The following is a 26,144-nucleotide window of genomic DNA, read 5'->3' on the forward strand; positions in this document are numbered from 1 at the left end:
CAGCAACTTCCGTTTTTGGATCTAAAGCCGACATTGGTGGTCGTGCCGCCTGATGCCTGCAAGACTTGAAAATCTGGAAACGTGCTACAAATCCAACTAACGCGCGGTGATGGAGTTATCCATGGGCGTGACCTTTCCCAATGAAAGTCCACAGTATCGAGCTGCTCGCAATAAACTACTGGAGCGCGAGGTAGCGCTCAGGCGCGAAATGGAGGCCGTGGCCGCGGAGATCCGGGCACTGCCGCCGGGAGGGCCCGCTCCCGAGGACTACGAGTTCGATCATATTGATGCCAAAGGGGCGCCAGCGAAGGTGCGCCTCTCGGAACTGTTCCGGCCGGGCACTGATACGCTGCTCATCTACCATTACATGTTCCCTCGGCACCGCGGCGATAAGCGGCCGGGGCCAAGCGTTGGTCCGGTAGCGCAGCTGCCGCTGGAGGAAGGGCCGTGCCCATCCTGCACCGCTTTGCTCGACAACTGGGAGGGAGCGATACCCCACGTCGAGGGATTGGGAGCGAACATCGCGGCCGTCGCCAAAGCGCCGATCGAGCGGATCGCGGCCTTCGCCGCGCATCGCGGCTGGCGCAATTTGAAACTGCTTTCAGCCGCCAACAACAGCTTCAAACGGGACTATCATGGTGAGGATGAAGAGGGGCAGCAGATGCCCATCCTCACCGTGTTTCACAAGGGCCCGGATGGGGTCATCAGGTTGAATTGGGCCTCCGAACTATTGTTCATGCCGACCGAGCCGAAACAGGATCCACGGCATCTTGGTACGGTGGAGCCGATGTGGACCCTTATGGATCTTACTCCCGCAGGGCGGCCGGACGCGAACGAGCAGCTCGAATACGCATGCTGTCGGACTGAGGTGCAGGCCAACAAGCAACCGTAAACAAACCTCAAACTGTATATCCCAGAATCAGCAGCCAAAAAAACATAGCCGCGGATTTTTATCAGCCCGAAGACGCCATCGCATGCGCTCGCCACCCAAAATCTTCTATCTCGGTGCAGATGCGCATGTTGTCGGTATCAGCCGGTGAAGACGGGTTTGGCTCAAGATCCCGGTCAAGGCGCGTACAAGAGTACTCGTTGCTTCAGAAGGCTTTCTACCGAAACAAAGCTTGTCAGGATCCATACAATAAAATCGAAGACAAAGTTGGTCTTCCCTTCGTCGTCCTCTTGGCAAACGATCGTCGGTGCTACGAGTTCTGAGGGGATCAAGTTTACAGCGGTGGATTGCCGGCAACTGGAAAGACGCCTGTCGACCTTGCGGCGATCCTCAAATCTTTCTCATCCAACCCGGCGAACAAAGTGTCTGATGTAAGCCGCAATTCCAAGGATGACCCCGATAATCTGTTATTCTCAGTCGCCAACTCGGCAACAACTGCGCATTTCCGCCATATCAGGATGAAAGGTGCGCTCTACATACTAGCGATTGATACCCCAATGCGTATCGCGACGTGGTGGCGGAAAAGAAAGATAAATTCTTCGGATCCTTTAAATTCAAGGGGAAGTCCTGATCGCGCAGAATAGGGATTATCCGATCAGAGTGTCTCCTCTTGGCCTTAGCCGACATCGGCGTTGAGCCGAATGTCCGCTTTGCGCCCCAGAAGCCGTCGTTCCGGTAAGTCTGTTTTTGACCCTGATCAATTCGTCTAAGGTTGTCGCAGGCCCCGCAAAAGTGGCCGGCGGGCTTACCATCTCCGCCCATCAGGAATAAGATGAGCCGACGTCCACGGGCGTTCGTGCCCTTAGGGGGCCCGACCCAATATCGTGGCCACTCTCCGTCACGCCCGTTGGCAACAAACTGAGGTCTGCCCAGCGATCCACACGACGAATTCCATGACCGAACCCGAGCGTTTGGAAGGTGTTCCTGGCCGCTACTGGCACCGGCTTGAAGACGGGCGTATCCAGTGCGATATCTGCCCGCGCTATTGCAGGCTTAACGAAGGCCAGCGCGGCCTGTGCTTCGTGCGTGGCCGGCAGGACGACCGGATCGTGCTCACGACGTACGGCCGCTCCTCGGGGTTCTGTGTCGATCCAATAGAGAAGAAGCCACTGAACCACTATCTGCCCGGAACTCCCGTGTTGTCGTTCGGTACCGCAGGGTGCAACCTGACCTGCAAATTCTGCCAGAACTGGGACATCTCCAAGGCGCGAGAACTCGACCGGCTCCAGGACGCGGCCTCGCCGGAAGATATTGTCGAGGCCGCGATTGCCACGGGCTCGCGTTCCATCGCCTACACCTACAATGACCCCGTCATCTTCCTCGAATATGCCGTGGATGTTGCAAGGGTGGCGCGCCGGCGCGGGATCAAGAACGTGGCGGTCACAGCGGGCTACATTGACGCGGCGGCGCGGGAGGAGCTTTACGCCTTCATGGACGCCGCCAATGTCGACCTCAAGGCGTTCACCGAGGCGTTCTACAAGCGGCTGTGCACCGGCCATCTCGGCGCCGTCCTTGAGACGCTCGAGTATCTGAAGAACAAGACGAAGGTCTGGTCCGAGATCACAACGCTGCTGATCCCGGGTCACAATGACAGCCCGGAGGAGGTGAAAAAGCTGAGCGAATGGGTGATGACAAGGCTAGGACCTGACGTGCCGTTGCATTTCACCGCCTTCCACCCTGACTACAAGATGCTGGATCTGCCCCGTACGCCGGCCTTCACGCTGACGACGGCTCGCGATATCGCGCGCAAGGTCGGGCTGCATTTCGTCTACACCGGCAATGTCCATGACGAGAGGGGCCAAAGCACGTACTGCCCGGGCTGCGGTGAACGGATCATCGGCCGAGATTGGTATGACATCACCACTTGGCGGCTCACAGGGGACGGCCGCTGCGATATTTGCTCCACCGCAATCCCCGGCTTGTTCGAGGCGCACCCGGGCAACTGGGGGCAGCGGCGCGCCCCGATCCGGATCGGCAGACTGGAACGCTCGTGAATGAGGATGATAGCGACGTCGAGGCGCCCTCGCTGCTGCGTGTTGGAGCGGGAGCCTGATTAGGAGGTCACGATGAAGATTGACAGCACCATCTTTGGCGCGATTACGATTGACGGAAAGACTTATCAGCACGACGTGGTCGTTCGTCTTTCCGGCGAAGTTGTGAAGCGGAAAAAGAAGCTATCAAAGAAGCTGTATGGCACCTCGCACGTGCTTTCGAAAGACGAGGCAAAGTTTCTCTTCGAGAAGGGGTGCGATCAGGTCGTCATTGGCTCGGGCCAGATGGGCAACGTGCACCTGTCACCAGAAGCTGAAGCCTATTTCGAAAGAAAGGGCTGCGAGGTCGTGTTGAAGCCGACACCCGAGGCAATCCGAATGTTCAACCGGTCGAGGACAAAGAGGATCGGACTCTTTCACGTGACCTGTTGAAAGAAATGCCTGGTGAAGCAGTGTATCCACGTTGGATCCGCCGGATCGGCACGCCGCTCATTGCTTTTGTTTTGACCGTTGCGCTGTCGGTTTCGACGGTGCACGCCGTTGAGGATACTCGCAAGGTGAGCGTGGTGTCCTTCGGCCTTTTTGGCGATCAAGGCGTGTTTAGACGCGAGGCGACCGGCGCAGCACAGGTCGTCGCGGACCGTTTCGGGGGCGCCGCGATCAACGTGCAACACAATTCGAAGAAAGGCGGAAGTGCAACGATTGAAGGCCTGGCCAAGTCCTTGCAAGCGGCGGCCAATGGGATGGACGCCAACAACGACATTCTGTTTTTGATTCTCACCTCGCACGGCTCCCGCGCCGGCCTTGCAGTCAAAGCGGGGCGGCTTACGCAGACCCTCACGCCGTCTAATCTTGCCTACATGCTGGCGCGGACCGGCATGCGATACAAGGTGGTGGTCATCTCGGCCTGCTATTCCGGGGTCTTCATCCCTCGTCTCGCGAACCCCGATACGCTGGTAATCACCGCGGCCGATGCCGACCATCCATCGTTCGGCTGCCGGGACAAAGCCAAATGGACCTATTTCGGCAACGCGTTTTTCAATATAGCACTCCGACAAGCCAAGAGCCTGAAGGACGCCTTTGTTGTTGCGCGTTCGCTCGTCAGAAAGCGAGAAGTGCGCGAGCGCTTCGAGCCTTCGAACCCCCTAATGGCAGGCGGCGAAAACGTGCAGCCACTGCTCATTTCGCGCCCTTGAGCGACCGGCCACCTTCCGACGCCTGTCTGCCGAAATCCTCGTCCGTATTGATCTATGACCGAAACGTGCCGCATGTCGGCTCAACCGAAGTTGCTATCGCGCCCGATGTCCGCTTTGGCGCTAGAACCGCCAGGCTGGGCCAGCCTGTCGCGTACAACAGGCTCATCAAGTGCCCGCGCCCTCTTCTTTGGGCGTCGGGCTGGATGCGGGAAAGGTGAACAGAAGGCCGCGGGGAAAAAACCCCGCCGCATGTATCTGACTACCCGATGAGCCAATGCCCCTTGTGGATATCGAATTTCACCAGACCTTCGTCGCGCATTTTCAGAAGCAGGGATTGGCAAGCTTCCTCATTTGGAAGATTGGCACGCCTCATGACTTGGTAGGCCTTGAGCGGCTTCTCGCGGAGCGCATTCAGGATATTCTCGCGATCTTTCAGCATAACTGCTCCTGCAATTCAAAATTGGTGTTGATAATGAGCTGCTCAGGCCGCCATGGCGAGTTTGATCTCGCCGTCTTCAAGATTTCCGGCCGCGAGCGCGTCGCGCGCCATCTTTTCGATAACAGGCCAATTTGCGAGAAGAAATTTTTGCGCCAGCGCCTTGGTCGGCAGCTCGGTTTGCAGAACGCAGCGCTGCCGCGCAGTTCCGTTCGCGATCTGAAAAGACACCGCTTGCGGCCCCTCGATGATCTCTTGTTCGGTGGGCTTGGCAGCAATCCGCATCCGTTATTCCTTTTTGAGCGTCCGATTAGGTCAGGCTGTCGGGATCGACATTAGCCACCGCGCCTGGTGTGTTTCTTGGCTATTGCGAATGAGCGGCGGCTAGCTAGGATTGATCGTCCTCGGCCTCCGGGGCGCGTTTCGGCTTGTGATCCGCGATTGGCTGCGTATTGCGTACCGCCGCGGTCAGCATCAGGCGCAACTCATCCTTCGTCATTGGTGGTTGCCGCGTGGTTGACGATTTCCATTGTGCCATTCGGTTTATATGGGGTGCCCGAGGGAGAATTAAAGCCCAGCGCCTCGCTGAATCCGCGGACAATGCATTTCGGCATACTTGCCGCATCCACACTACTCCTGCCCTCATTCTTGAAGTTTAAACGGTCACGCATCGCAGTGAGTGCCCGACGGGCAAATCACTTCTGATTTTCCGAAATCGTGTCAAGCCCCGGAAGCAAAAATATTCCGCTTAACTTGCAGGGCAAATCAGTCGCATAACTCCGCCCGTCTCACGGCAGATGAGGGGCGTTGGCCATCGTCACGAACGCGCGGTGAGATGCGATGGACGTGAATGGCGCGATAGACGTACGCGCCGGACGCGTACGGCGAAGTCGTGTGGTTCGGGCGCCGCGGTGCTGGCGCTAAGTTTCACGGATTATCTCGTGGAGCGACGGAGGCAAGAAAGCCGTTCTCCGGGAAGAGCACGAAGTAAGCCGTAAAGCCATTGCGCAGGGAAGGCCGGAGTGTTTCCGCTGTACCTGTATGCTCGTGTGCGCGTTCTTATGCGCAAATTGCACACGAGACCTCGGGTGCAGCCAGCACCCGGTCTTCCCTGCGCCCTCTGATTTCGAAGAGGGCAAAGAAGATGCATACCTCGGGCGAAACGCGCCGCGAGATCGCGAAATCTATCCACGTCATTGCGAGGAGCAAAGCGACGAAGCAATCCACCTCGCCGCTAGTGGTGCGATGGATTGCTTCGCTACGCTCGCAATGACGCGGAAAGGCCGAGGCGCACTGGACGCACCGTCATGGAGCACGACGCCCAAAAAAAACGGCGGGCACTACCCCGCCGCCTTGAAACCGATGATCGCCGAATGAACTACAGCATCCCCATATCCAGCATGCCCGGCAGTTGCGCGAGCGGCAGCGCGGCGGCGCCGACCAGGGTGGCGACCAGCGCGGCAAGGCGATGGTTGCTGTGGCGCTTGCCGCGCATCTGGCTGGCGATCCATTCCAGCACCTTGGTGTCGATGTTGGCGGCCTTCACCGGCGCCCAGCTCTCGATCGGCGTATCCGGCGACAGCGCGACCGTGCGCGGCGGCACCGGCAGGCCGGACTCGGAAGCGGCATGGTGGGCGACCGCCTTGGCCAGCAAATCGTCGAAACGGCCGTCGTCGGTGCGTTCCGCGGCCGCATCGCTGATTTCGAACAGCGCTTCGATTTCGGCGCGGCTCACCGGCTCATGCTCAACAGCGCTCACGGTGAGGATGCGTGCGCACCACGCGGCGTCCTCGGCATCGAGCGCGCGGGAGAAATGGATACGGCCCTTGGTGGTTGGGCCCTCGCCGGTGATCACGCCGTCGCGCACGATGGTGAGCGCATGAGCGGCGGTCTTGCGGCAGGATGGTTGGAGGGATATTTCAGCGGGCACGGCAGTCGGGGCAGACATAGTTGCACTTCTCAATTTCAATTCCAGTTCAGCATTTCCATACGGGGCATGAACGAGCGGTTAACGATTCGAAACCCGCATTCCCTGATTTTTACATGGTTGCCAATTGGTCGCTGTGAGGTCGGTCACGGTTCAGACCAATGCACTCCCGGGTGCAAAGCGGCCCGGCGTGATGCGGGCGATAAAGGGCAATATCGGGGCAGCGACGGCAAGAAAGTGGAACGGCTATGAAAAGATCGCGATCGAACAAGAGGATGGCTCGTCAACCTGCCTTCCTCCATCGAATGCAGGAGCCAACGGCCCTTTTCGTCGCAGAGGCGCGGATCAAAAGAAGATGCTAGGAGTTCCGGGCTCGCGGAGAAGGATCTCACCTTTTGCGCTAACCGGTTCACTTAACCGCTTCAGACTCCTATAATCCTTAAGGCAAATTTCCCTGTAACTTGAACAACATGAGGTAAAACCATGGCACTTCCGATAGGCGCTGTCGCCCCCGATTTCGAAGCCGAAACCACTGAGGGCAAAATTAAATTCCACGACTGGATCGGAAATAGCTGGGCGATGCTGTTCTCGCACCCCAAGGATTTCACCCCGGTCTGCACCACCGAGCTCGGCTTGCTCGCCAAGCTGAAACCGGAATTCGACAAGCGCGGCGTCAAGCTGATTGGCCTGAGCGTCGATCCTGTCGACCGCCATTCCAAATGGTCGGAGGACATCAAGGAGACGCAGGGTGCTGCGCCGAACTATCCGATGATCGGCGATACCGACTACAACGTCTCCAAGCTTTACGAGATGCTGCCGGCTTCGACCTCGGGCGATCCCCTCACCCGCACGCCTGCGGACAACCAGACCGTCCGCAACGCGATCGTGATCGGCCCCGACAAGAAGATCAAGCTGACGATCGTCTATCCGATGACCACCGGCCGCAACTTCCAGGAGATCCTGCGCGCGATCGACTCGCTGCAGCTGACCGCAAAGCATCGCGTCGCGACGCCGGCCGATTGGAAACAGGGCGAAGACGTCATCATCGCGGGCTCCGTCAGCGACGACGAGGCGAAGACGATCTATCCGCAGGGCTGGAAGGCGCCGAAGCCCTATATCCGGATCGTGCCGCAACCGAAGTGACCGCGCAGCGGTCATCCCGGGGCGATGCGCAAGCATCGAACCCGGGATCTCGAGATTCTCAGGTGCGCAATTGCGCACCTGAGTTCGGTGCTTCGCACCGCCCCGGAATGACGGGCTAATTTTTAAGCACCATCCAATCCGCCACGAGCAGTCCGGCGCTCGCCGCGACGCTTCCGTCAGGCGGCGCGGACGCGGTCGAGGAATTTTTCGACCTCGGCCTTCAAATGCAGGCTCTCGCTCGACAGATTCTGCGCGGAGGCAAACATCCGGCTCGAGGTCTCGCCGGTCTCGTCGGCGCCCTGCGCGGCGTTGCGGATGTTGGCGGCAACATCGGCCGTGCCGCTGGCCGCCGCGCGCACGCTCTGCGCGATGTTCTGGGTCGCGCCGCGCTGCTGCTCGACCGCCGCCGAGATCGAGGTGGCGATATCGCTGATGCGCTCGATGGTCTGGCCGATCGCCTTGATCGCGCTGACCGACTCTTCGGTCGCAAGCTGCATGCTGCCGATCTGGCTGGATATCTCTTCTGTCGCCTTCGCGGTCTGGCCGGCCAGGCTCTTGACCTCCTGCGCCACCACGGCAAAACCGCGGCCGGCATCGCCTGCCCGCGCCGCCTCGATGGTGGCGTTGAGCGCCAGCAGGTTGGTCTGTTCGGCGATCGAGGTGATCAGCTTCACCACGTCGCCGATCCGCGCGCCGGCTTCCGACAATTCGTTGATGCGCTGGTCGGTGGCGGCGGCCTGCTTGACGGCGTCGGCCGCGATGCCGTTCGATTCCTGGACCCGGCGGGTGATTTCGGCGATCGAGCTGGAGAGCTCGTCGGAAGCGGCCGCCGCGGTGCGGACATGCTCGGAGGCGGTTTCGGAAGCGCCGGCCGACTTGCCGGACAGGCTTGCGGTAGTCCGCGCGGTGTCGGTGAGCTGGCGGGCCACGCGCTCGAATTCGCTGGATGAGTTCAGCACCTTGTCGAGGATGCCGCCGACGCTGGTCTGGAACTCGTCGACGAAGCCGCGCAGCTCGGATTTGCGCTGCTCGGCCGCGGCCGCGGCGGCCGCGGTCTGTTCGTCGCGCATGCGCCGACGCTCGACAGAGTTGTTCTTGAAGACCGCGAGGCTACGCGCAATCTCGCCGATCTCGTCCATTCGGTCGTCACAGTCGATTTCGACATCGGTGTTGCCATTGGCGATTGCGGTGAGCGAGGCCGTCACCGACGTCAGCGGCTTGGTCACCCGGCGCACGATCAGCATGGTCAGCATCATCACCAGCAGCGCGGCAATGCCGGCTGCGATAGCCATGTTCTGAATGGCATGCGACAGCATGGTCTCGTAATGAGCCATGGGAATGCCGACATACAGCAGCCCGATCACCTTGCCGGCCGGATTTAGGATCGGGTAGTAGGCCGTCATGAATGTCTTGCCGAACAGCGTCGCCGGGCCGCGGTAGGCCTCGCCGCGGCGCACCACCGCCTGCCCGGGATGATCTGCCGCGAGCTGGGTGCCGACGGCGCGGTCGCCGTTCTCCTTCTTCACATTGGTCGTGCGGCGGACGAACTGGTTACTGGCGTCATCATAGACGAAAAGCGTCGCGTTGCCGCCGGCATAGCCCACCGCGCGATCGACGATCGCGTGGTCCTTGAACTCGGGCATCTTCGGAATTTCGGCCCGGACGACGGCCCCATCCTTGATGGTAATCTTGGCGTCGCTGTAGGTCTCGGCAAATGCCAGCCCCAGCGTGCGCAGGTTGAGCTCAATGTCCCGCAGCGCCCGGTCGCCGAATTCGGAAGTTAGCGACCAATGGGCCGCCCCCACCACCAGCGCGGTATTCACCGCGATCAGGAAGATCGCGCAGATGACAGCCTTAGTGCCAAGGCGCAGCTTGAGCGCCGGCAGGAACTTTCCAACGGATTGCGTGGTCATGACGAGAAATCCCCCAAATCGCGCCCAATCTGACCCGTTTTGCTTACGATCACCTTAATGTGCACAACCCAGGGAAAATACTGATAAGCTTCATGAAATTTATACGTGCACGAGGGCCGAACGCTCTACTTCAAACTGAGCGGCGGTTGACGACCAGCACGGCCGCCGCGCAGGCGGCCATGCCGGCGAGCGAGACCGCGTCCAGCTGCTCGCCGAACAGCACGTAGGCCATCAGCGACGTCACCGCGGGCACCAGATAGAACAGGCTCGCCACCGACGTCGCGGCCGAGCGCCGGATCAGCCAATAGAGCAGCCCGATCGATCCGATCGACAGGACGACCGCAAGCCAGGCCAGCGCCAGGATGAACTCGGTGGTCCAATGCACCTCGTTGGTCTCAAACAGCCATGCGCCGAGACCGAAGAAGATCGTCACCGCGACGTATTGCACGAGATTGCCGGACCGCCAGTCGATCGCGCTGCAGTAGCGGCGTTGGTACAGCGTGCCGAGTGTGATGCTGATTAGCGAGACGGCCGAGGCGAGCCACCCCCAGCCCGCCTCTCCGCTCATCGGCCTGTCGTGCAGGATCAGCACGACACCGGCGAGTCCGAGCAGTAACCCGCCCCATTGCAGCGGCGTGACACGCTCGCCGAGCCAGCGGCTCGCAAGCGTCGAGGTCAGGATCGGCTGCAAGCCCGGAATCAAAGCCGAGAGCCCCGCCGGAATTGAATGCGCAATCGCGATCGCCGTGCCGCCCAGATAGAATCCATGCACCAGAATGCCGGCGACGGCGCTGTGCGCGATGCCGATGCGGTCCGGCCAGCGCGGCCGCGCGACTGCGACGATGATCGCCATCAGCCCCACCACGAACGCCATGCGGATCGCGAGGTAGGTCAGCGGCTCGGCACTGTTCAGCACATATTTGGTGCCGATGAAGCCCGTGCTCCAGAGCACGACAAAGATCGCCGGCGCCGCGCGCGCTGCAATTTTTTCGAATTCGCCGGTCATTTGCCGCCCCTGTTGCCCGATCGCACCTTGTACGGCAAGGATTGGTCACGCGGGACTGCCGGCGCGATTTCACATATCGAAAAACGAACTGATAAGGCGGCGAACCTATCGCGGCATAGTCACGTTCTAGGAGCTTGCGAGAATGGTAACGGCGCTCACCACTCTTCCGGACAGGGATCGACGATCTTCCAGAGCTCGCGGCCGTTCTTGATCTTCTTCATTTCGGGCGTGAGCCCGCCGTTGCGGCGGATCCAGTCCTTCACCGTTTCCGGGTAATAGGACATTAGGTCCGATGTCCCTTCGGCGCTGGTGACCTTGATGCCGAAAGTGAAGGCCTTGTCGTAATAGGCCTGGTGGAAACCAACGCTTGCCTTTGGCGTGACGCAGATCTTGTTCATCGGCACGATGCCGAACACCAGCGTGCAGGCCGAGTTGCAGATGCCGTCGATGATGACACGCTCCTTGCGATCGCGGATGCGCTTGTACTTGGCCTTGTACTCCTCGACATAACCGCCGTGGTCGCGCGTGATATGCAGGTCGGCGCGCGCCGGGCTCGCGACCAGGACCGAGAGGGACAGCAAGGCAAGAGACGTGATGCGCATGGGTCGATCGGGAACCGGATAGCCTTTGTCAAACGGGGTAGGTCGGCCCTTGAAATCCGGACCGGACAGAACTCTGGCCGGACTGTGTTGGGAATTGGTTAAGCATCGCTTGAGGCCAAAAATGGGCGCGCTAGGATGGTTTTCCGCAACATTTCTGCCCGCTTCTCCTAGAATGGGAAATTGCATCAGCCAAAATGGCAGGGGGCACGGGCTTCAGTCGAATTACAACTTAACCTTCTATCTCCTTGTTTTGATGCGCTTTCTTCGTACGAATTTCTGTCCGCTCGGCTCGAATCGCCATCGTTTCAGTGAGACCTCCGGAGAATCGAAATGACCAAAGCAAAGCTTTTCGTTGCCGCCGCCCTCCTCTTCACCGGGGCCCTCGCCCCAAACCTGGCGGACGCCCGCCATAAGCGGCACCCCCTGCACAATTGGGGCCTGCCTTACCCGATGAGCTTCCTGCACAATTACGGGCCCGGCCCGCAGCCCGGCACCTTCGCCTATTACGACGGTCCCTCGACCATCCTCTGCCGTCAAGGCGCGGCCGCCTATATCGGCCAGGACCGCCGGCGGCATCCCTGCTACTAACCTCCGCTACTGGCTCTATCAGGCCAAGTCTGATACGAGCCACCGCAGGCGCTCGTAGCTCAGCTGGATAGAGCATCGGATTTCGATTCCGAGGGTCGGGAGTTCGAATCTCTCCGAGCGCGCCACGCCGAAGCAGACTGGATCACCACCACGACTGGAGCACCTCTTCGGTCCCGCTGTTTCGCTAGTTGGCTGCCGGGTACGGTCGACGTCTGTCTGATATAAGTCCCGGTCAAGCGTTTCTCCCGCAATCGCGGCTGCCTTGCGAATGCCGTGGTTAGACCGGCACACTTCTATGCGAACCGTCGCTTGGCGAAAACGTATCAAAGCCGCCATCGACACCTGACGAGAGAGGCGCGCCTCCTCTATAACACGTGAGCACGCGGGACCCAGGCTGGGGATTGCCAATCGATGGACGTTCAGTTTCTCACTCTGATCGCGATCGGCTTTGTCGCGCAAATGGTCGACGGGGCCCTCGGCATGGCGTTCGGAGTGATCGCAAGCTCAAGCCTGATTGCGACAGGGGTTTCTCCCGCCATTGCCAGTGCAGCCATTCATGCCGCGGAAGTGGTCACCACCGCGATTTCGGGCGTTTCGCATGTCTGGAACAAGAATGTTGACTGGAGATTATTCCTCAAGGTGGCGATCGCCGGCGTCTGCGGCGGTGTCTTCGGCGCTTATGTGCTGACCGGTATTCCCGAAACCATCATCAAGCCTGTTGTCACAGTTTATCTGAGCGCCATGTCAGTGCTGATCCTCGCACGCGTGGCCGGATGGAAGCTGGATCAGTGGCGGCCGCCGACACCACTCGTGGGTGCCGGCGGCGGCTTTCTGGACGCAGTCGGGGGCGGCGGCTGGGGACCGCTGGTCGTCGCGACGCTGGTTGCCGCCGGCGACAATCCACGTCGCACGGTGGGTTCGGCGAATGTGGCTGAATTCTTTGTCACTTTGAGCGTTTCAGCTGCCTTTCTGACGAAGCTGGATTTCGCGCTCTATGGCCAGCTCGTGCTCGGACTTATCATCGGCGGCGCGCTGGCTGCACCGCTTGCCGGCTATCTCTTGCGCATCCTATCAACGCGCGTCACGTTGACCTTGGTTGGTATAGTCCTTGCGGGACTCAGCCTCGTGAACTTGGCAGGCCTTTTCTTGCAGTGACCAGGATGGCCGCGCCATCTCGATGGGACCGCCGCTATCATGTTGTCGTGCGACTCCGTTTCACTGAGCAGTCTTCTCTGATCCCCGAAACAGCATGTACCTCGCGCTCTGATGATGTTCGTCGGTTTGAGTTGGAGCATTTATCGGATATGCATGTACAGCTAGAGGGAATTCAATGAAGAACGCCGAAGGATGGGCGATTGAGCTCAAAGGAGAAAGGATTGATATCGGCGATGCCCGCGAAGTCCTTCAATCGCCGTTTGACCCTTGGGTCGAAGATTATTTGGCTGGCGACAGCATTGTCATCCCACTGCTGCGAACAAAGGCATGGGCATCGATTATGAAGGCGGCAGATGTTACGCGCGACGCCAAGCGGATAGTTGAGCGTCTAAACGGGGCGGCCCTTCTGATTCACAGTGACGCCAAACCTCTCAGCATTGGTCTCGTTTTGAAATTCGATGGCGCGGGGAAACGCATACCCATTCTTTCTGCTGCTTCTGTGCGCCTCAATTTAAACTTGGAAAGAATAAGAAGTCGAGGCGGTGACGTCCGCAACACCAACGTCATCTGAGTCATCAGTACAGCGCTGGTTAAGGGAAGCCGACACTGACGATAAGCGCGCAGAGTTGTTCTCACGTCTAACGCGAGCAGATAATTGGTACGACGTTTTCAAGTCTGCGGAACTAGTCCGGAAGTTAGCCGGAGGAGAAAGTGCGCTAAAGTCTGCTCTGGGGCCAGATTGGACTTATTGGAGGTTGGTGTTTCGTACAGCAAACTGCTACCGACATGCCCCCGATGCCGAAAAGTATCCGCTCCCGGTTCCACCCGCTGAATTGGAAGAAGCCCGCGAGTTTCTGTTCAAGGTGGCTCCCCGCTTTCTTTAGCTACGGTCAAGCGTAAGATTTAGAGCCATGTTTCGCGCTCAGTTTGTATTGGCTCAACCGCGCAGCAAGCTGGATGCTCGTCACGAACGCTTCAAGCCCAGGACATCCTGCATGTCATACTCGCCGGGCGCGCGCCCGATAACCCAGCGTGCGGCGACCAACGCGCCGTGCGCGAACATGCTACGATCCAGTGCCACGTGTGAAAGTGTCACAACCTCTTCGGCTGCGGCGAACGTAACGCTATGCTCTCCAACAATGCCCCCGCCGCGCAAAACCGAGAAGCCTATCTCACCCAGCAAGCGCTCGCCACTAATGCCATCCCGGCCTCGCCGCTCCACGGAGGCGAGGGAAACGCCGCGACCTCGCGCCGCGGCTTCACCCAGCATCAATGCTGTTTTGGAAGGCGCATCGACTTTCCGGGCCATATGCGATGAAGGCCACACCTACTTTGACGCGCACCGCCGAGGAACGCCTGACGCGGCCTAATGAACTTGGCGAAACTCGCGCAACTCATCATCGATCGAACCGCTCCGACGATAGTGAAGATGTCTCGCGCGCACTTGCATTGTTCACACGAAGTAGCGCGTCACGCGGCGAATGGTGACTATGGAGGTCGAGAACCTCTGGAAGCAATTTGGCCCCTATAGTCAGTTCCGGAACGATAGATCGCAAGGACGGTTCGGTCAGTCGCAAGTAGTGCCCAACCAGCTTCGCCCAAGCCACACAATGCCAGTGTGACGGCCGCCATCAAAAGACGAGCGACTCGTCCATCACGAGCAAATCCAAATGATCGCAATCGCAATCGGGACACCCAACCCGAGTGCGCCGAAAATCGCCGGAACGAATTCGGACAGTAGGCGTACACCAGATGATGACATGACGTTTCTCCTAGGCGCCCCGCGAGCACTGCTCGCCCCCAAGATGAACGGTCAATTGCGCCTTCGGATTGCGGTCCTTGGCGACTCTCTGTGAAGCGGCAATGCTAGGGCGTTATGGTTAACAAGTGGTTAATCGAGCCGAGAAGAAGTTTGCAGACCGCGCCTTGAAGACGCGCCGCTTGATCGTGAATCGTGTGCCGGCGCTGCCCGTGTCGTTTTGGCCAAATTCCGAAAGAGCGCCTCGCCGGCTTCGTCGGCCGCTCCCGTCTGGTCCCGCCCGCCTTCAAGGAGTGGCGCTCGGCGCCACTCCTCTTCAGCGGCGCACGGGCCGATCAGAACGAGCAGCCGTAGGCCGTGAGCGATGCCTTCGTCGCGTCCAAGGTCTGCTTGCAGGTCGCTTCCATCGTCGCCTTGGTCGACGGATTCTTAGCCATGTCGACCCACGCCTTGCGTGTCTGGTCGATCTGCGTCTTGTACATCGCGCGCTGTGCCTCGGGGACCTTGGAGCCGATGCAGGCGTCGTATTTGGTCAGGAAGTCGTCGCAAGAGGCGATGCCCGTGCTCTGCGCATGGGCCGTGGTGACGCCCGCGAGCAGGGCGACGCCCGCCGCGAGTGATAGCACATGCCGGTAGTTCGCGTTCGACCCTGCCGCGGCCTTGAATGTTGTTTGACGCATGATTTTTATTCCTCTGTATCAACTGAATAATCTGGATCGCCGGCAAACGCCCGCTGTCGCCCATACCTCCCCGATCGACTCGCAAAGCATCGCGCGCCGACAACCGGTCGGCGTTGCGGACATTGAGCAATTCAAGCGTTGAGCAGTTCGAGGCGAGACCGGGCACCACCGTGCCGGCCACCAATAATTGTTCCGTCAATTTGGCGAGATTATGGGTGACAACACGGTGACGTTGTGATGGCCGCTTGCCGGCAATGGACGGGCGCCATCATGTTCCGTGCGATGCCGATGCGCCGAAGGCGAGTTCAGGCGGCCGAGGTATCGATCGAGCGGCGGATCACCTTCCGTACCTCGGCATTCGATAGAAACAGATCGTGGTTGATGATGCCCCAACCTGAATCGGACGCATCGATAACGCGCACGCCGAGCTGCTCGATAGTGGCCTTCTCGGCGGCGCCGACCCGCGTCACCCCGCCGGCCAATCGTCCCGACAACGCAAGCGCGCGATCGTTCGTCGAGGCGACGACGGTGATCTTGCGGGTGAGTGGTCCGATATTCTGGGTCGCCGAAGAGAACACATCCATGTCGATGTCCGGTGAGGCGAACACCACGGCCCCGATTTTGCCGGCAACGCTGTCGCCATATCGCGCATAGAGCTGACGCAGCCCTTCAAGGGTCAGCATGGTTCCCATGCTGTGCGCGACGATGTGAACGCGGCCGACGCTCGGGGCGGTGGCGAGGGAATGCAGCACGCGCTCGAAGGCGTCGCGGGAGTACATCGCGCTGTCGCGGTCATAAGCATAGTCGAACAGTCCGGCCTTGGACGGCCAGGAGAAGACCATCGTCTGGCCGCGGAATCGAACGCCATCAGCGAGGTGCGCGGCATCGAGCGCCGCCGTCTCGAACGTCTGTTTGAAACCGTGCACGTAGATCAGCACGTCCGCGCCGCCGCTGGTTTGCCCGAGAAGATCACCGACCTCTCCCGATACCGGCTCGACCGTATCGAGACGCCAATCGCCAAGTCCGGCTGCGGCGAGGGAGAAACGATTCTCGTCGGGCGGCACCAGCTTCGCACGTGCCACGGTCATCTTCGATGCCCGCTCCGGCCCGAACCACGGTTTCGCACGCCCGCCGCTCACCGGCTTGCGCGTGGTTGCGACGAGCAGTGTCGGCTCCACCGAGAGCGACGAAGCGTCGTAACGCGCGCCCGTCGCGCCGAGGCTGGCGCATCCACCGAGCGCAAGCGCGCTGGCCGAAGACACAATTCCGCGCAGGAACGCACGGCGCGACCTCAAAGTCTCGTTTTGCTGCAAATGTCGGATGATCACCTAGGACCTTTGGGAACATTGCCCCGTAGCACCGCCCCGCACGTCTCCTGAATTAGGATGGCGAGAAAAGGGCGGGCCAACCGCTGACAGGGTTTGTTTTGGATCGTTCCGGTTCCGTCGCGATTCTGTGATCGGGAGCAGGCGCGACGAAACCATTCTACTCCGCCGCGAAGCGCTCCGGAAACAAAGAGCCGCTACGGTCCCAGCAACCGAACAAGGGGTTAGATCATGTTGGTATCGGTCCTGAACCTCATCTACCGCGAATTTCTGAAGCGCGCCCTTATGGGCATGGCGATACAGGGAGGAAGGCCATGACCGAGGTCGTGACGGCAATCCTCGTCTTCGTCAGCATCGGCATATTCCTGGCTCACGCATTTGACGCCTATCGGCTGCGCTAGATGTGCGCCTGAACCCACTAATGCGATTGCTCGCGGGATCGGGCGACGTTCTCAAGGACGCAACGCGCTCCTCAACGGGCCTGCTCCTTTGCAGCGATGACCACGTCGCGGTCGGGGGAACTTTTCGAATAGTTCCGCCGGCTGGCCGAAATTCGCGGTGAGGACATCCTTGGGATTTTCCTTGGGATTTGCCGCGATCCATTGCGGCAGTTCGATGGTCTCGCAGATGCCCGCATTGAATCCGATCAGGATGCGCGCAGGTCCGCTGCCGACATTCTCGATCGAATGGCCGCAGCCTTGCGGAATGTAGCCGACGTCGCCTCTGCAATCGCTCGGTCCACGCCAATGCAGCGTCCGCAGCGCGCCTGCAGCGGACATCAGGGCCCGGCTGCACCCTCCAAACCGTCGCCGGCTCAATTGAATGGCTATTAAATCAACGGGTTAGACAGACGCTCGGGGATGATGCTAGAGAACGCAGGCGCCCAGCGGGATTTTCGATTCCGAGGGTCGGGGAGCTATCGTCTCCCCGGGGGCGCTGGTTCAGCTTACGGCTATTCGGACATTTCGATATGAGAAAGATCATCCTGACGCTGGCGATCCTGTATCCGGCGGCGGCGCTGGCTCAGGGAACGAGCACCCCGGCCGCCCCAGACAATCCTCCCACCATCGGCGGCAAACCGCTGGTTGTGGTCGGGTCGAAGAATCCGACGGCGGGCAAGAAAGAAAAACCGTTGTCGGTCGCCCAAAAATTACAGGCCTGCCAGGACATCGACGATGCGACCAAGGAACGCCTCGATTGCTACGATGCCATTTATGCGCCACAGCCTAAAGCGAAGGCGGTGGCAGCGAAAAGCGTCAGTGACTGCCGCTACGTCAAGGAAGAAGACGAGCGGCTGACCTGCTTCAACGGTTTTGCAGACAAGATTCCGAAGCTGCCGCGCTAAATCAGGCGGCGCGGCTTACCAGGTATTCCAGCTCGGGCCGCCGAAGAAGCCGAAGTGTGACTGCTGCGCGACCCGCATTTGCGGCGGCTGCGCGAACTGCATCGGCCCCGGACGGCTTTTTGCCACCTTGCGCTTGCGCTGGATCGGCGGCTCCGGCTTCTTCGCCTCCGCCGGGACGTACTGGGCAAACGTGTCCCGCGCCCGGGCCTGAGCGGTGGCATCGGCCGTGGCGGGGGTCACGGCGGGCGCGGGCGGCGCAACGGCTTGGGCGGTCACGGCCAGCGGCGGAACAATGGTCGGAAGGCTGGTGTCAAAGACCACCCGCTCCGGTAGCTTCTGGTCGGAACGAATGCGCACCACCGTCTTGTCGACCGAAGAAGTCTTGTCGGCCGAAGAAACGGCTTGGCTGGCGACCACGGCCTGTTGTGGCGCGAACGCATCGATCGCCAACAACAGCGCCAGCAACACTCCGCCGACAAACAGGAAATAACGCGCCACAGGCATTGATCTTGCTCCCCCGCGCGAACGGCGCGCGGTTCAATCGCCCAACGGGCCATATAGCGTTTAGTTCCTGCTCAACTTGCAAGGTTCAAAGGCGCAGGTCACATTTCGGGGATGACAGGTGAACTCGGCCGCACAGGGTTAAACGCGGCTGGCCGTCACCAGTGAACACTTCGCCTTATTCGCGTTGACGTTGACGAACCCGACCAGCACGCCGGCGTATCGCTTCCGGCTCTTCATGTTCACGGTATCCGGAATGATCCGCCTGCGGTCGGTCAGATGGCTGCCGTCCCGGCGGATGAAACTGCAGGCGATCTCGATGTCCCTCACCGCGTAGTCATTGGTATTGCGAAGCGTGAAGGTCACCAGCGCTTTCGAGCCAAGCCCGCCCCTTCGCCATGACTGCGAGATGATCTTCAGGCCGTCGAGCGGCGACTTGGCAGGGGCGACCGTTTCCGGCGGTGCGATGTCAAGAGGCGCCGCAGCGCCAACCACCTGGTTGGGATCGGTAGAAACCGCTGACGGCTCCGGACTCGTCAGGGTTGCCTGAGTAGCGGCCGTATGATCCGTGCGGAATACGCCTTGCGTGACGCCGGCAACTTCAGACGGGGTCGCCGCTGAATGGCTTTCGGCGTCGCTCGCTTGCGGGAGCATCAGCCATACGGCGCATCCGACGATGGCGATGGCGGGCAGCACGGCAAGCCGCGCTTCGGACTTTCCGAACGACCACCCGGCGATTCTCATAGCCTCGCCCTCACCCCGCGGCGTCGGCGTTTGCCGTGCCGCGCATGAAAAAGCCATACGGGGCGTTTTCCCGTACGGCCTCTGTCACGACCGCCGCTGTACGGATCCCGCCGCCCGTCAACAATCATCCAGCGCAGAAATGGTTTCATGCCACCTCGACAATATTGCGGCGGCGGCGCAAGGCTTGCAGGATAGCGTTGTGGATTGGCTGGCGGCTTCATTGGCCGCTACGCCCTAACCGGCCTTCAGCGCCGCAACAACACTAGGGAGACCGATCGAGATGCCGACCGTTACCTGGGACCATGTGCATTTGCGCAGCCCCGATCCCGAAGCGACTGCAGCCTGGCTTGAAGACATTCTGGGCGGCGAGATCGTCCGTGCCCCTGGGCGGATCGACGTCAAACTCGGCGGTGCCAATGTGTTCATCGCACCCGTTACCGCCGGCGACGGCATCAACGCGCCGCCGGTGACGCCCTATCAGGGGCTCGACCATTTCGGACTGACGGTGAAAGACATCGACGCGGTCGCCGCCGAGATCAAGGCGAAGGGCGTCGAGTTCACGAAGGAACCGACCACGATACGACCTGGCGTTCGCATCTGCTTCATCCGCGGGCCGCAGGGCATCTCGATTGAACTGCTCGAACGCGACAAGAAATATACGTGACGCGCCGGTGAGCATGTCTTTCTGAATCGTCGTCACCCGCCACCGGGTCTCGCCTTCAGCGCCCGATGACAGGCCCCAGCGGGTGATCCAGTATCCCCGAGGCACCAAACAAAACCGAGAGGCCGCAGCGTACTGGATACTCCGCCTTCGCGGAGTATGACAGTCGTGGGTCGGGCCAGCGCTCGCGCGTTACGTCATCGATCCCGGCATGAAGCAGCGGATGCTCAATCCCTGATAGCCGTGGATCGGCCAGACCATGGTTCGCCCTACCCGGTTCGGCTCGGTGATGACGGCATCTTCAGGCACGTCGTACCACTCGCCGTCGATGCGAACGCGGTAGTGTCCGCCTTTCGATTCCCAATCCACGTCGCTGACGGCGCTGCCATCAGCATCGGAACAGCACGGTCCCCTTCCGCTCTTCAGACTGTCGAACCACTGCTTCAGCGGTGAGTTGGCGTAACGCCCGTCGGGATCGCGGGCCGCGCCGGGAACCGCGGCCAGCGGCAACATCAGCAACACGCTGCCGATGATGAGCGGCCCTTTCCAGCGGTCCGCACGATGGCGGCCCGTGGTTTCACGATTGCTACTCTGTGCATGTCGATGCGGCACGTGGCCGCCTGAATTTATCCAGTTGGTCACCTGTTTCTCTTGCTCCAGCACCCGCCGGCCGGTGCCAACGAAAACTATGCATTTCGCGGGCCAACTCGATTCGGTCCTCCGCACGTCATCCCGGCGTCACGTCGTGGGTGGTACGTTTCAGGTTTGGGAACAGGCGGGCAACCTGACGCGTTGACGGTGCCGGCCACGCTTTGGCATACTTTCTTGACCGGCTTCGGTGGGCGCTGCGGCCGGCCACCTGGGACGCCATGAAGAACGGGCTGTATTCGATCCACGTCACCCTGCTGGATGGGCGCATCGGCAAGGGGAGCGGCGTTATTCTGTTTCGGGACGGCCAAATTCTCGGCGGCGACGCCTACCTGTTTTATACTGGCAGCTACACCGTGAAGGGCGATACCTTCAAGGGCGAGGTCCTGGTGCAGCGTCACACCACCCCGCGCGATAACGACAATCCACTGTTCGGCGGCCCCACCCCTGTCGGCATCGGCGTATCCGGAACCTTCACCGACACCCGCGGCAGCATGAATGGAACCGCGCTTGTCGGCAAAGCAAGCCAGATCTTCGGCGCCACGCTGCACAAATTGGCTGATATCAAATAGCGACCGAGCGCGCGCCTATTCCGCTGCCTGCTCCAGCGGAGCTGTGCGCGGCAGGATCATCTGAATGCGCGTGCCACCGCCCGGCTGCGAATCGAGGTCGAGCCGTCCGCCGAGGCGGGTCGTGACGATGCTGTAGACGATGTGAAGGCCCAGCCCGGTGCCGCCCTGATCGCGCCGCGTGGTGAAGAACGGATCGAAGGCGCGGCGGCGGACGTCGAGGCTCATGCCGCATCCATTGTCGGAAAAGATGATCTCGACATTGTCCTTGCCGGACTCCCGCACCTGGATATCGACCGTGCCAGGCTTGCCGTCCGGGAAGGCATGGGCCACCGAATTGAGGAACAGGTTGGTAAGCACCTGCCCGTACGGTCCGGGATAGCTGTTCATCATCAGGTTGGGCTGGCACTCGACGTTGAGCGTGAGATTGTGCTTGCGCAGGCCCGGCCGCAAGGACATCACCACCTGCTCGGTGAGGTCGCCGAGATCGAAGGTGCGCTGGTCCGAATAGTTGCGATCGGCGGCAACTTGCTTGAACGACTGGATCAGTTCGGCGGCGCGGTTGAGATTGGCGACGAGTTGGGACGATGCATCCCGGCTGGTCTGGAGAAAATCGTTGAGGCTGGACCGCCGCAGCTCGCCACGGGCGACCTCTGCCGCGAAGTTTGACGTTTTGCGCTCCAGCGCGGACGCCACCGTCAGGCTGATGCCGACGGGATTGTTGACCTCGTGGGCTACGCCGGCCACCAGCCGTCCCAACGCGGCGAGCTTTTCCGCCTCGATCAGCGAATTCTGCGTCTCGCGCAGGTTTCGTAGCGCTCCCTCCGCCGCATCCTTGGCCTTGCGCATCTCGGATTCGACGCGCTTGCGCTCCCCGATGTCGAGCGCGACGGTGACGATATTCTCGATTTCGCCGGCCGCATCCAGGATCGGCAGCTTATTGACCAGCCATTGCCGCATATGGCCGGACGCATCCTTGTATTCTTCCTCATAGAAGCCGAGCTCCTTGCCGGCCGCCAGAACCCGCTTGTCGGGCTCGTCGGTCTTTTCCGCGCCGTAGCGCGACATCAACTCGGCGGTGGTGCGGCCGATCGCATCCCCCGGCTCGACTCCGAAAATGCCGGCCATATAGCGGTTCATCAGGACGTAGCGGAGCTGCTTGTCCTTGACGTTGATGACTGCAGGTACGGTGTCGATCACCATTTGCAGCAAGCGGCGGCCTTCGGCGATTGCATCCTCGGCGCGCTTCTGGTCGGTGATGTCGCGCACCGTTCCTTCGTAGCGGACGACAATGCCGGCCTCGTTGTGCACAGCACTCGCGCTGTCGGACAGCCACAGCACCGAGCCGTTGCGCGTGCGAACCTGGTACTCGTATTCACGCACCATGCCGTCGCGCTGCATCAGCCGCTGATATTCCGTCCGCGCTTCGGGTTGAACGTAAACGGTATCCGCGATGTCGCCGATGCCGTTGATCAGATCCTGCGGCGTGGCATAGCCCATCATCCGCGCCAGCGCCGGGTTGGCGTTCAGCAGCGCGCCGCCGGGCGTCGTGACGTAAATTCCGTCGACCGAGGACTCGAACAGCTTGCGGTAGCTTTCCTCCGCAAGCCGCTGTTCGGCGAGCGCACGCACCGCGGCCTCGCGCGCAGTGTCAGCATCGACCAGCGTCTGCCGGAATACTTCGGCGGCGCGGGCAATGTCGCCGATCTCGTTGTCCACGTCGGTCGCCGGGATCGAGGCGTTCTTCTCGCCGCCGGACACCGCTCGGATCGAACTTGCAATCGCGGCGAGCGGACGCACGGTGCGCCGAACCACCAGCAGCGACGCAAACAATCCGATAAGGACGCCGGCGGTGCCGAGAACGATGCTCTGCCATTTCGCTTCCGTCAGGGTCCTCGCAAAATCGCGTGAGAGGACGCGCCCCCGCCGCTCGCTGACGTCGCGCAACAATTCGGTGACGCGCTGGATCAGGCGGCCCTCCGCCCCGAGCACTTCTCTATCTATGTCGGATATCTGCCGTTCGCGGATCGATATGTTGACGATCGCCAGCGCATAATCGTCAACGATCGCGCGCAGCTTTGGGTCCGCAATCGTCATCGAGCGCATGCTTTCGGCAGCCTGTTCGGCAGCCGAAGGGTTGTGCGCCAGCAACGCCGAGGCGATCCGGCTCTGGGTCTGAGCCAGGGCCATCGCAAGGTGGGGATCGGACGCCTCGACGATGGCCGCATCGAATTCTTCGCGCAAGGGCGGCAACGCGACGATCATCTCGGCGCGGCGGTTGATCAGCGCGGAAATCCGCTCGATGCCGGTGCGGTAGGTTGCCAGGCGCTCGGTGACGCCGTCGATCATGTCCTGCTGCTCTGGCGCTAGCTCCAGCCGCGTCTTCTTCAAGATTTCGCCGAGCGCGTTGGCGGCCTCGCCCACCTGGAGCGACTGGTTGCCGCGATCAGTGACGAAATCCCGCGCCGCCAGCCGCAATTCGTTCATGCGGCGATCAATATCCTCGGCCAGATCGCCAACGCTCTGCAGCCGCTGCAGCTCGGCAAAGGTCGCATCGATGTGGCGGATGGCAATCACGCTGGCAGTCGAGGTGATGATGATCACCGCCAGCACCAGCATGAAACTGCCGAATGTCAGTTGACCGATCGAAAGCGAGAACGATCGCGGTGGCGAATTCGGCGGCGTTTCAGCGGTCATGTGGGTCGGGGCCGGGCTCCTGTCGGGGCGCAATATACGATGGATTTTGGGCCGTGGGGAACATGCCGGCGAGTGGTTAATAGCGGGATATGAGCTGGATTGTTACGCGGCCGAGCCGTTGGCCGGGGTCAGTCCGCCCCTGCTTGCAGGGGCCTTCGCCAAGTCCGACGGCATCATGCCGAACATCTCGCGAAATGCGCTGGAAAAGTGTGACGAGCTTGCGAATCCGGCAGCATGGGCGGCCTCCGTCAAGGATGCGCCCTCGCCACAGGCGCGGACGGCCGCGCCCATGCGATTCCAGATGCGGTAGCGCCGCAGCGGCACCCCCGTCTCCGCCTTGAACAGATGCAGAAATCGGGACGGCGAAAGGCCGGCCCGGGTCGCCAGCGTGGTCAGCCGGTGGGCAAGGTGCGGCTCGTCCCGCATATGCCGCAGCGCTTCGGCAATCCGCGTCGTGGCTCGCTTGTGCGTCCCGACGCCCAGCAACTCACCAAGCGAAGTGCGGCCCTCTTGTCGGCAGATGCGGCCTTCCGCCAGCTTCGTCATCACGTCGATCACGGCGGCCTCCTCCCTCAGCTCGAAGGCCCCGCACGGCGTCGGTTCCGTCATCCGGGCGATCAGCGCGCGAAGATCGCGCCCTAGCGGATCGACGTAGAGGAATGCCATCCGGCCCCGTTCGATGCGCAGATGATGAAGGCTGTTGGGCAGGATCAGCACGCTGCGGGCCACGCGATACCGCGTCATGCGATCCCCGGGATCGTCGGCGACCTCCAGCGGTCCATCGAGCCCGATGGCAAGAACGGCAGTCGCATTCCGGTGCGGCGTCAACCCGAAGGCCGGGCCCAGATACAGCACGCGAGCGCCCCACCCGATCAGTTTCGCTGCTGTCATTGCGCCAATAGCCAGTTTCTGAAAGCCCGCCTGGTCCGGCCGGTCTAGTCTCGGAGATGCCGGAGATCAGCGAGTTGAGGACAATGGCAAATAATCGATCCGGAATCGAGGACCAAGCCGCAATCGAGCACACGCGGCAGGCCGTCGGCCGCTATGCCGCGGCATGGCTCGCAGGCGACCGCGCTGCGCTTACCGCCTGCTATCACGACGACTTCACGCTGCATTATTTCGGCCGCAACCCGCTCGCCGGCGACCACTCGGGCAAGGCCGCCTCGCTCGGCGTCCTGGCCGAGGTCACAAGGCGCACCAATCGCAAGCTGCTCGCGATCGTCGACGTCATGGCCGGTCCCGAACGCGGCGCACTGCTGGTTCGAGAACGCTTTGAGCGCGACGGCAGGACGGCCGAAGTGGAGCGCCTGCTGGTGTACGCCGTGCGGGACGGACTGCTGGCGGAATGCTGGGTCTACGACCAGGACCAGGCGCTGGTCGATGCCTTCCTCACATGAAGCGGTCGCGGATTGCTTCTTCGATGCGGCGCCGATCCCACTCTCGATTGCTGTAGAAGGGCAATCTACAGCGCGGGCGTGCAAACATACTTCCTTACATGTCGAACTGTGTCAGCCGACGGAGCCGACCTCGAACACCTCGCCGTCATAGCCGGCCTCGAGCGGGATGCGGAGCTGCCGGCCGCCATTGTTCCTGGTCATCACCGGCGTCACGGTGACGACGGATTTGCCCCTGGAGTCATCGAGCGCGGCTTTCACGCTGGCATGCTTGCCGAGCTTGATCAGGTTGCGGGTGGTCGGGAACGGCAGCTTGAAGCGCCCGCTCTCGCCGCCCTCCAGCGCCTCGCGCGGCGAGACCCAGATCGAGTCGGTGGATTCCCTGCCGTCATGGGCGCCGACCTGCTCCGGCGGTGCGGCGGCGAGGAAGAACCAGGTGTCGAACCGCTTGGGCATCCCCTCCGGCGTGATCCAGTGCGCGTAGGGAACGAGTTCGTCGAGCGCCAGCACCATGCCGTTGTCGGTCAGTACCTTGAGGAACGTGATCTTGCCGTCGCAGAGGTCGGCGCGATGTGCCGCTTCGATCTCGCTCGCACGCTTGGCATCGACCAGCGCCCGCGAGCCGTTTGGCCGCGCCAGCAGGATGCCGCTTTCTTCAAACGTTTCGCGGACCGCGGCAATCCGAAAGCTCAGCGTTGCTTCGTCGAGCCCCTCGCCTCCCGAATAGAGTTCGGGCCGCGTGATGATCTCCTTGTCGCCCTTGTCGACACTGCCGCCGGGAAACACCAGCGCGCCGGAATTGAAGTCGATTTCATAATGGCGAACCATCATGAACACTTCGATTTCCTTGGCGTCAGCGCTGTCGCGCAGCAGCAGGATCGTGGATGCGGGGCGCGGGGCGACGATTTCGGCCAT

General features: G+C 61.2%; 27 protein-coding genes, 1 tRNA gene and 1 pseudogene. 13 read left to right on the forward strand and 16 right to left on the reverse strand.

What is annotated here, in order from left to right:
- The first annotated feature begins 121 nt into the window (after window positions 1-121).
- From IVA95_RS05245 to IVA95_RS05260, 4 genes are all read left to right on the forward strand, one after another.
- Window positions 122-892 carry a DUF899 family protein gene (locus tag IVA95_RS05245; protein ID WP_247509533.1) on the forward strand — a complete coding sequence of 257 codons (771 nt, stop codon included), beginning with the start codon at window positions 122-124 and terminating at the stop codon, window positions 890-892.
- A gap of 950 nt (window positions 893-1,842) precedes the next feature.
- Window positions 1,843-2,943 carry an AmmeMemoRadiSam system radical SAM enzyme gene (gene amrS, locus IVA95_RS05250; RefSeq protein ID WP_247509534.1) on the forward strand — a complete coding sequence of 367 codons (1,101 nt, stop codon included), beginning with the start codon at window positions 1,843-1,845 and terminating at the stop codon, window positions 2,941-2,943.
- Between the two features lie 72 nt (window positions 2,944-3,015).
- Window positions 3,016-3,372 (forward strand): MTH938/NDUFAF3 family protein, encoded by a 357-nt coding sequence (locus IVA95_RS05255; RefSeq protein WP_057849050.1) that lies wholly within the window; start codon window positions 3,016-3,018, stop codon window positions 3,370-3,372.
- Window positions 3,373-3,377: 5 nt separating this feature from the next.
- Complete coding sequence (locus IVA95_RS05260; RefSeq protein WP_247509599.1) at window positions 3,378-4,136, forward strand: C13 family peptidase; 759 nt, start codon at window positions 3,378-3,380, stop codon at window positions 4,134-4,136.
- A gap of 259 nt (window positions 4,137-4,395) precedes the next feature.
- Here the strand turns inward: IVA95_RS05260 and IVA95_RS05265 are convergent, their stop codons facing one another.
- From IVA95_RS05265 to IVA95_RS05275, 3 genes are all read right to left on the reverse strand, one after another.
- Window positions 4,396-4,575 (reverse strand): hypothetical protein, encoded by a 180-nt coding sequence (locus IVA95_RS05265; RefSeq protein ID WP_171581866.1) that lies wholly within the window; start codon window positions 4,573-4,575, stop codon window positions 4,396-4,398.
- 42 nt (window positions 4,576-4,617) lie between these two features.
- The gene (locus tag IVA95_RS05270; protein WP_247509535.1) at window positions 4,618-4,857 is read right to left on the reverse strand and encodes a hypothetical protein; all 240 of its coding nucleotides are present in this window, start codon (window positions 4,855-4,857) and stop codon (window positions 4,618-4,620) included.
- Between the two features lie 1,093 nt (window positions 4,858-5,950).
- Window positions 5,951-6,520 (reverse strand): hypothetical protein, encoded by a 570-nt coding sequence (locus IVA95_RS05275; protein ID WP_247509536.1) that lies wholly within the window; start codon window positions 6,518-6,520, stop codon window positions 5,951-5,953.
- Between the two features lie 462 nt (window positions 6,521-6,982).
- Here IVA95_RS05275 and IVA95_RS05280 point away from each other — a divergent pair, with 462 nt between their 5' ends.
- The gene (locus IVA95_RS05280) at window positions 6,983-7,642 is read left to right on the forward strand and encodes a peroxiredoxin (RefSeq protein ID WP_247509537.1); all 660 of its coding nucleotides are present in this window, start codon (window positions 6,983-6,985) and stop codon (window positions 7,640-7,642) included.
- 176 nt (window positions 7,643-7,818) lie between these two features.
- Here the strand turns inward: IVA95_RS05280 and IVA95_RS05285 are convergent, their stop codons facing one another.
- The 3 genes from IVA95_RS05285 to IVA95_RS05295 all read right to left on the reverse strand — a co-directional run bounded on the left by IVA95_RS05285 (window position 7,819) and on the right by IVA95_RS05295 (window position 11,163).
- Window positions 7,819-9,555 (reverse strand): Cache 3/Cache 2 fusion domain-containing protein, encoded by a 1,737-nt coding sequence (locus IVA95_RS05285; protein WP_247509538.1) that lies wholly within the window; start codon window positions 9,553-9,555, stop codon window positions 7,819-7,821.
- Window positions 9,556-9,685: 130 nt separating this feature from the next.
- Window positions 9,686-10,561, reverse strand: a complete 876-nt coding sequence (locus IVA95_RS05290; protein ID WP_213245359.1) for a DMT family transporter — start codon at window positions 10,559-10,561, stop codon at window positions 9,686-9,688.
- Between the two features lie 155 nt (window positions 10,562-10,716).
- Window positions 10,717-11,163, reverse strand: coding sequence for a hypothetical protein (locus IVA95_RS05295; protein WP_247509539.1), 447 nt, complete (start codon window positions 11,161-11,163; stop codon window positions 10,717-10,719).
- A gap of 330 nt (window positions 11,164-11,493) precedes the next feature.
- On the opposite strand from IVA95_RS05295, the gene IVA95_RS05300 reads away from it, so the two are divergent.
- The 4 genes from IVA95_RS05300 to IVA95_RS05315 all read left to right on the forward strand — a co-directional run bounded on the left by IVA95_RS05300 (window position 11,494) and on the right by IVA95_RS05315 (window position 13,477).
- Complete coding sequence (locus tag IVA95_RS05300) at window positions 11,494-11,751, forward strand: hypothetical protein (RefSeq protein WP_247509540.1); 258 nt, start codon at window positions 11,494-11,496, stop codon at window positions 11,749-11,751.
- 48 nt (window positions 11,752-11,799) lie between these two features.
- Window positions 11,800-11,876, forward strand: a tRNA-Arg gene (locus IVA95_RS05305).
- A gap of 286 nt (window positions 11,877-12,162) precedes the next feature.
- Window positions 12,163-12,906 (forward strand): sulfite exporter TauE/SafE family protein, encoded by a 744-nt coding sequence (locus IVA95_RS05310; protein ID WP_256470156.1) that lies wholly within the window; start codon window positions 12,163-12,165, stop codon window positions 12,904-12,906.
- A gap of 175 nt (window positions 12,907-13,081) precedes the next feature.
- A complete protein-coding gene (locus tag IVA95_RS05315; protein ID WP_247509542.1) occupies window positions 13,082-13,477 on the forward strand; it encodes a hypothetical protein in 396 nt (131 codons plus the stop codon).
- Window positions 13,478-13,870: 393 nt separating this feature from the next.
- Here IVA95_RS05315 and IVA95_RS05320 read toward each other — a convergent pair.
- The 4 genes and pseudogenes from IVA95_RS05320 to IVA95_RS05335 form a co-directional block, all read right to left on the reverse strand.
- Window positions 13,871-14,209 (reverse strand): annotated as a pseudogene (locus tag IVA95_RS05320) (dihydrodipicolinate reductase C-terminal domain-containing protein); the annotation flags it as partial.
- A gap of 791 nt (window positions 14,210-15,000) precedes the next feature.
- A complete protein-coding gene (locus tag IVA95_RS05325; RefSeq protein WP_247509543.1) occupies window positions 15,001-15,345 on the reverse strand; it encodes a hypothetical protein in 345 nt (114 codons plus the stop codon).
- 305 nt (window positions 15,346-15,650) lie between these two features.
- Window positions 15,651-16,607: an alpha/beta hydrolase gene (locus IVA95_RS05330; RefSeq protein ID WP_247509544.1), complete on the reverse strand. Its 957-nt coding sequence runs from the start codon at window positions 16,605-16,607 to the stop codon at window positions 15,651-15,653.
- Window positions 16,608-17,122: 515 nt separating this feature from the next.
- On the reverse strand, window positions 17,123-17,449 hold the full coding sequence (locus tag IVA95_RS05335; RefSeq protein WP_247509545.1) for a cupin domain-containing protein: 327 nt from the start codon (window positions 17,447-17,449) through the stop codon (window positions 17,123-17,125).
- A 191-nt stretch (window positions 17,450-17,640) separates the two neighbouring features.
- On the opposite strand from IVA95_RS05335, the gene IVA95_RS05340 reads away from it, so the two are divergent.
- Complete coding sequence (locus tag IVA95_RS05340; RefSeq protein WP_247509546.1) at window positions 17,641-18,015, forward strand: hypothetical protein; 375 nt, start codon at window positions 17,641-17,643, stop codon at window positions 18,013-18,015.
- A 15-nt stretch (window positions 18,016-18,030) separates the two neighbouring features.
- Here the strand turns inward: IVA95_RS05340 and IVA95_RS05345 are convergent, their stop codons facing one another.
- Window positions 18,031-18,519 (reverse strand): hypothetical protein, encoded by a 489-nt coding sequence (locus IVA95_RS05345; RefSeq protein ID WP_247509547.1) that lies wholly within the window; start codon window positions 18,517-18,519, stop codon window positions 18,031-18,033.
- A gap of 138 nt (window positions 18,520-18,657) precedes the next feature.
- Window positions 18,658-19,260, reverse strand: coding sequence for a hypothetical protein (locus IVA95_RS05350; protein WP_247509548.1), 603 nt, complete (start codon window positions 19,258-19,260; stop codon window positions 18,658-18,660).
- 280 nt (window positions 19,261-19,540) lie between these two features.
- On the opposite strand from IVA95_RS05350, the gene IVA95_RS05355 reads away from it, so the two are divergent.
- Window positions 19,541-19,924 carry a VOC family protein gene (locus tag IVA95_RS05355; RefSeq protein WP_247509549.1) on the forward strand — a complete coding sequence of 128 codons (384 nt, stop codon included), beginning with the start codon at window positions 19,541-19,543 and terminating at the stop codon, window positions 19,922-19,924.
- Window positions 19,925-20,113: 189 nt separating this feature from the next.
- Here IVA95_RS05355 and IVA95_RS05360 read toward each other — a convergent pair whose 3' ends face one another.
- Window positions 20,114-20,563 carry a hypothetical protein gene (locus tag IVA95_RS05360; protein ID WP_247509600.1) on the reverse strand — a complete coding sequence of 150 codons (450 nt, stop codon included), beginning with the start codon at window positions 20,561-20,563 and terminating at the stop codon, window positions 20,114-20,116.
- A gap of 227 nt (window positions 20,564-20,790) precedes the next feature.
- Here IVA95_RS05360 and IVA95_RS05365 point away from each other — a divergent pair, with 227 nt between their 5' ends.
- Entirely contained in the window at window positions 20,791-21,141 is a 351-nt protein-coding gene (locus IVA95_RS05365) for a GrlR family regulatory protein (protein ID WP_247509550.1), read from the forward strand.
- Window positions 21,142-21,156: 15 nt separating this feature from the next.
- On the opposite strand, the gene IVA95_RS05370 is transcribed toward IVA95_RS05365, so the two are convergent.
- Both IVA95_RS05370 and IVA95_RS05375 read right to left on the reverse strand, forming a co-directional pair.
- Window positions 21,157-23,835 carry a PAS domain S-box protein gene (locus IVA95_RS05370; protein ID WP_247509551.1) on the reverse strand — a complete coding sequence of 893 codons (2,679 nt, stop codon included), beginning with the start codon at window positions 23,833-23,835 and terminating at the stop codon, window positions 21,157-21,159.
- A gap of 102 nt (window positions 23,836-23,937) precedes the next feature.
- Window positions 23,938-24,726 carry an AraC family transcriptional regulator gene (locus tag IVA95_RS05375; protein WP_247509552.1) on the reverse strand — a complete coding sequence of 263 codons (789 nt, stop codon included), beginning with the start codon at window positions 24,724-24,726 and terminating at the stop codon, window positions 23,938-23,940.
- An 83-nt stretch (window positions 24,727-24,809) separates the two neighbouring features.
- Here IVA95_RS05375 and IVA95_RS05380 point away from each other — a divergent pair, with 83 nt between their 5' ends.
- The gene (locus IVA95_RS05380) at window positions 24,810-25,232 is read left to right on the forward strand and encodes a nuclear transport factor 2 family protein (protein ID WP_247509553.1); all 423 of its coding nucleotides are present in this window, start codon (window positions 24,810-24,812) and stop codon (window positions 25,230-25,232) included.
- Window positions 25,233-25,343: 111 nt separating this feature from the next.
- On the opposite strand, the gene IVA95_RS05385 is transcribed toward IVA95_RS05380, so the two are convergent.
- Window positions 25,344-26,144: an NUDIX hydrolase gene (locus IVA95_RS05385; protein WP_247509554.1), complete on the reverse strand. Its 801-nt coding sequence runs from the start codon at window positions 26,142-26,144 to the stop codon at window positions 25,344-25,346.

The sequence above is a fragment of the Bradyrhizobium sp. 157 genome (assembly GCF_023073815.1).
Classification (GTDB): Bacteria; Pseudomonadota; Alphaproteobacteria; order Rhizobiales; family Xanthobacteraceae; genus Bradyrhizobium.

Coding starts and splice junctions, on each gene's coding strand:
- IVA95_RS05245 (WP_247509533.1), top strand. CDS start 122: ATGGGCGTGACCTTTCCCAATGAAAGTCCACAGTATCGAGCTGCTCGC.
- amrS (WP_247509534.1), top strand. CDS start 1,843: ATGACCGAACCCGAGCGTTTGGAAGGTGTTCCTGGCCGCTACTGGCAC.
- IVA95_RS05255 (WP_057849050.1), top strand. CDS start 3,016: ATGAAGATTGACAGCACCATCTTTGGCGCGATTACGATTGACGGAAAG.
- IVA95_RS05260 (WP_247509599.1), top strand. CDS start 3,378: ATGCCTGGTGAAGCAGTGTATCCACGTTGGATCCGCCGGATCGGCACG.
- IVA95_RS05265 (WP_171581866.1), bottom strand. CDS start 4,575: ATGCTGAAAGATCGCGAGAATATCCTGAATGCGCTCCGCGAGAAGCCG.
- IVA95_RS05270 (WP_247509535.1), bottom strand. CDS start 4,857: ATGCGGATTGCTGCCAAGCCCACCGAACAAGAGATCATCGAGGGGCCG.
- IVA95_RS05275 (WP_247509536.1), bottom strand. CDS start 6,520: ATGTCTGCCCCGACTGCCGTGCCCGCTGAAATATCCCTCCAACCATCC.
- IVA95_RS05280 (WP_247509537.1), top strand. CDS start 6,983: ATGGCACTTCCGATAGGCGCTGTCGCCCCCGATTTCGAAGCCGAAACC.
- IVA95_RS05285 (WP_247509538.1), bottom strand. CDS start 9,555: ATGACCACGCAATCCGTTGGAAAGTTCCTGCCGGCGCTCAAGCTGCGC.
- IVA95_RS05290 (WP_213245359.1), bottom strand. CDS start 10,561: ATGACCGGCGAATTCGAAAAAATTGCAGCGCGCGCGGCGCCGGCGATC.
- IVA95_RS05295 (WP_247509539.1), bottom strand. CDS start 11,163: ATGCGCATCACGTCTCTTGCCTTGCTGTCCCTCTCGGTCCTGGTCGCG.
- IVA95_RS05300 (WP_247509540.1), top strand. CDS start 11,494: ATGACCAAAGCAAAGCTTTTCGTTGCCGCCGCCCTCCTCTTCACCGGG.
- IVA95_RS05310 (WP_256470156.1), top strand. CDS start 12,163: ATGGACGTTCAGTTTCTCACTCTGATCGCGATCGGCTTTGTCGCGCAA.
- IVA95_RS05315 (WP_247509542.1), top strand. CDS start 13,082: ATGAAGAACGCCGAAGGATGGGCGATTGAGCTCAAAGGAGAAAGGATT.
- IVA95_RS05325 (WP_247509543.1), bottom strand. CDS start 15,345: ATGCGTCAAACAACATTCAAGGCCGCGGCAGGGTCGAACGCGAACTAC.
- IVA95_RS05335 (WP_247509545.1), bottom strand. CDS start 17,449: ATGTCCGCTGCAGGCGCGCTGCGGACGCTGCATTGGCGTGGACCGAGC.
- IVA95_RS05340 (WP_247509546.1), top strand. CDS start 17,641: ATGAGAAAGATCATCCTGACGCTGGCGATCCTGTATCCGGCGGCGGCG.
- IVA95_RS05345 (WP_247509547.1), bottom strand. CDS start 18,519: ATGCCTGTGGCGCGTTATTTCCTGTTTGTCGGCGGAGTGTTGCTGGCG.
- IVA95_RS05350 (WP_247509548.1), bottom strand. CDS start 19,260: ATGAGAATCGCCGGGTGGTCGTTCGGAAAGTCCGAAGCGCGGCTTGCC.
- IVA95_RS05355 (WP_247509549.1), top strand. CDS start 19,541: ATGCCGACCGTTACCTGGGACCATGTGCATTTGCGCAGCCCCGATCCC.
- IVA95_RS05365 (WP_247509550.1), top strand. CDS start 20,791: ATGAAGAACGGGCTGTATTCGATCCACGTCACCCTGCTGGATGGGCGC.
- IVA95_RS05370 (WP_247509551.1), bottom strand. CDS start 23,835: ATGACCGCTGAAACGCCGCCGAATTCGCCACCGCGATCGTTCTCGCTT.
- IVA95_RS05375 (WP_247509552.1), bottom strand. CDS start 24,726: ATGACAGCAGCGAAACTGATCGGGTGGGGCGCTCGCGTGCTGTATCTG.
- IVA95_RS05380 (WP_247509553.1), top strand. CDS start 24,810: ATGGCAAATAATCGATCCGGAATCGAGGACCAAGCCGCAATCGAGCAC.
- IVA95_RS05385 (WP_247509554.1), bottom strand. CDS start 26,144: ATGGCCGAAATCGTCGCCCCGCGCCCCGCATCCACGATCCTGCTGCTG.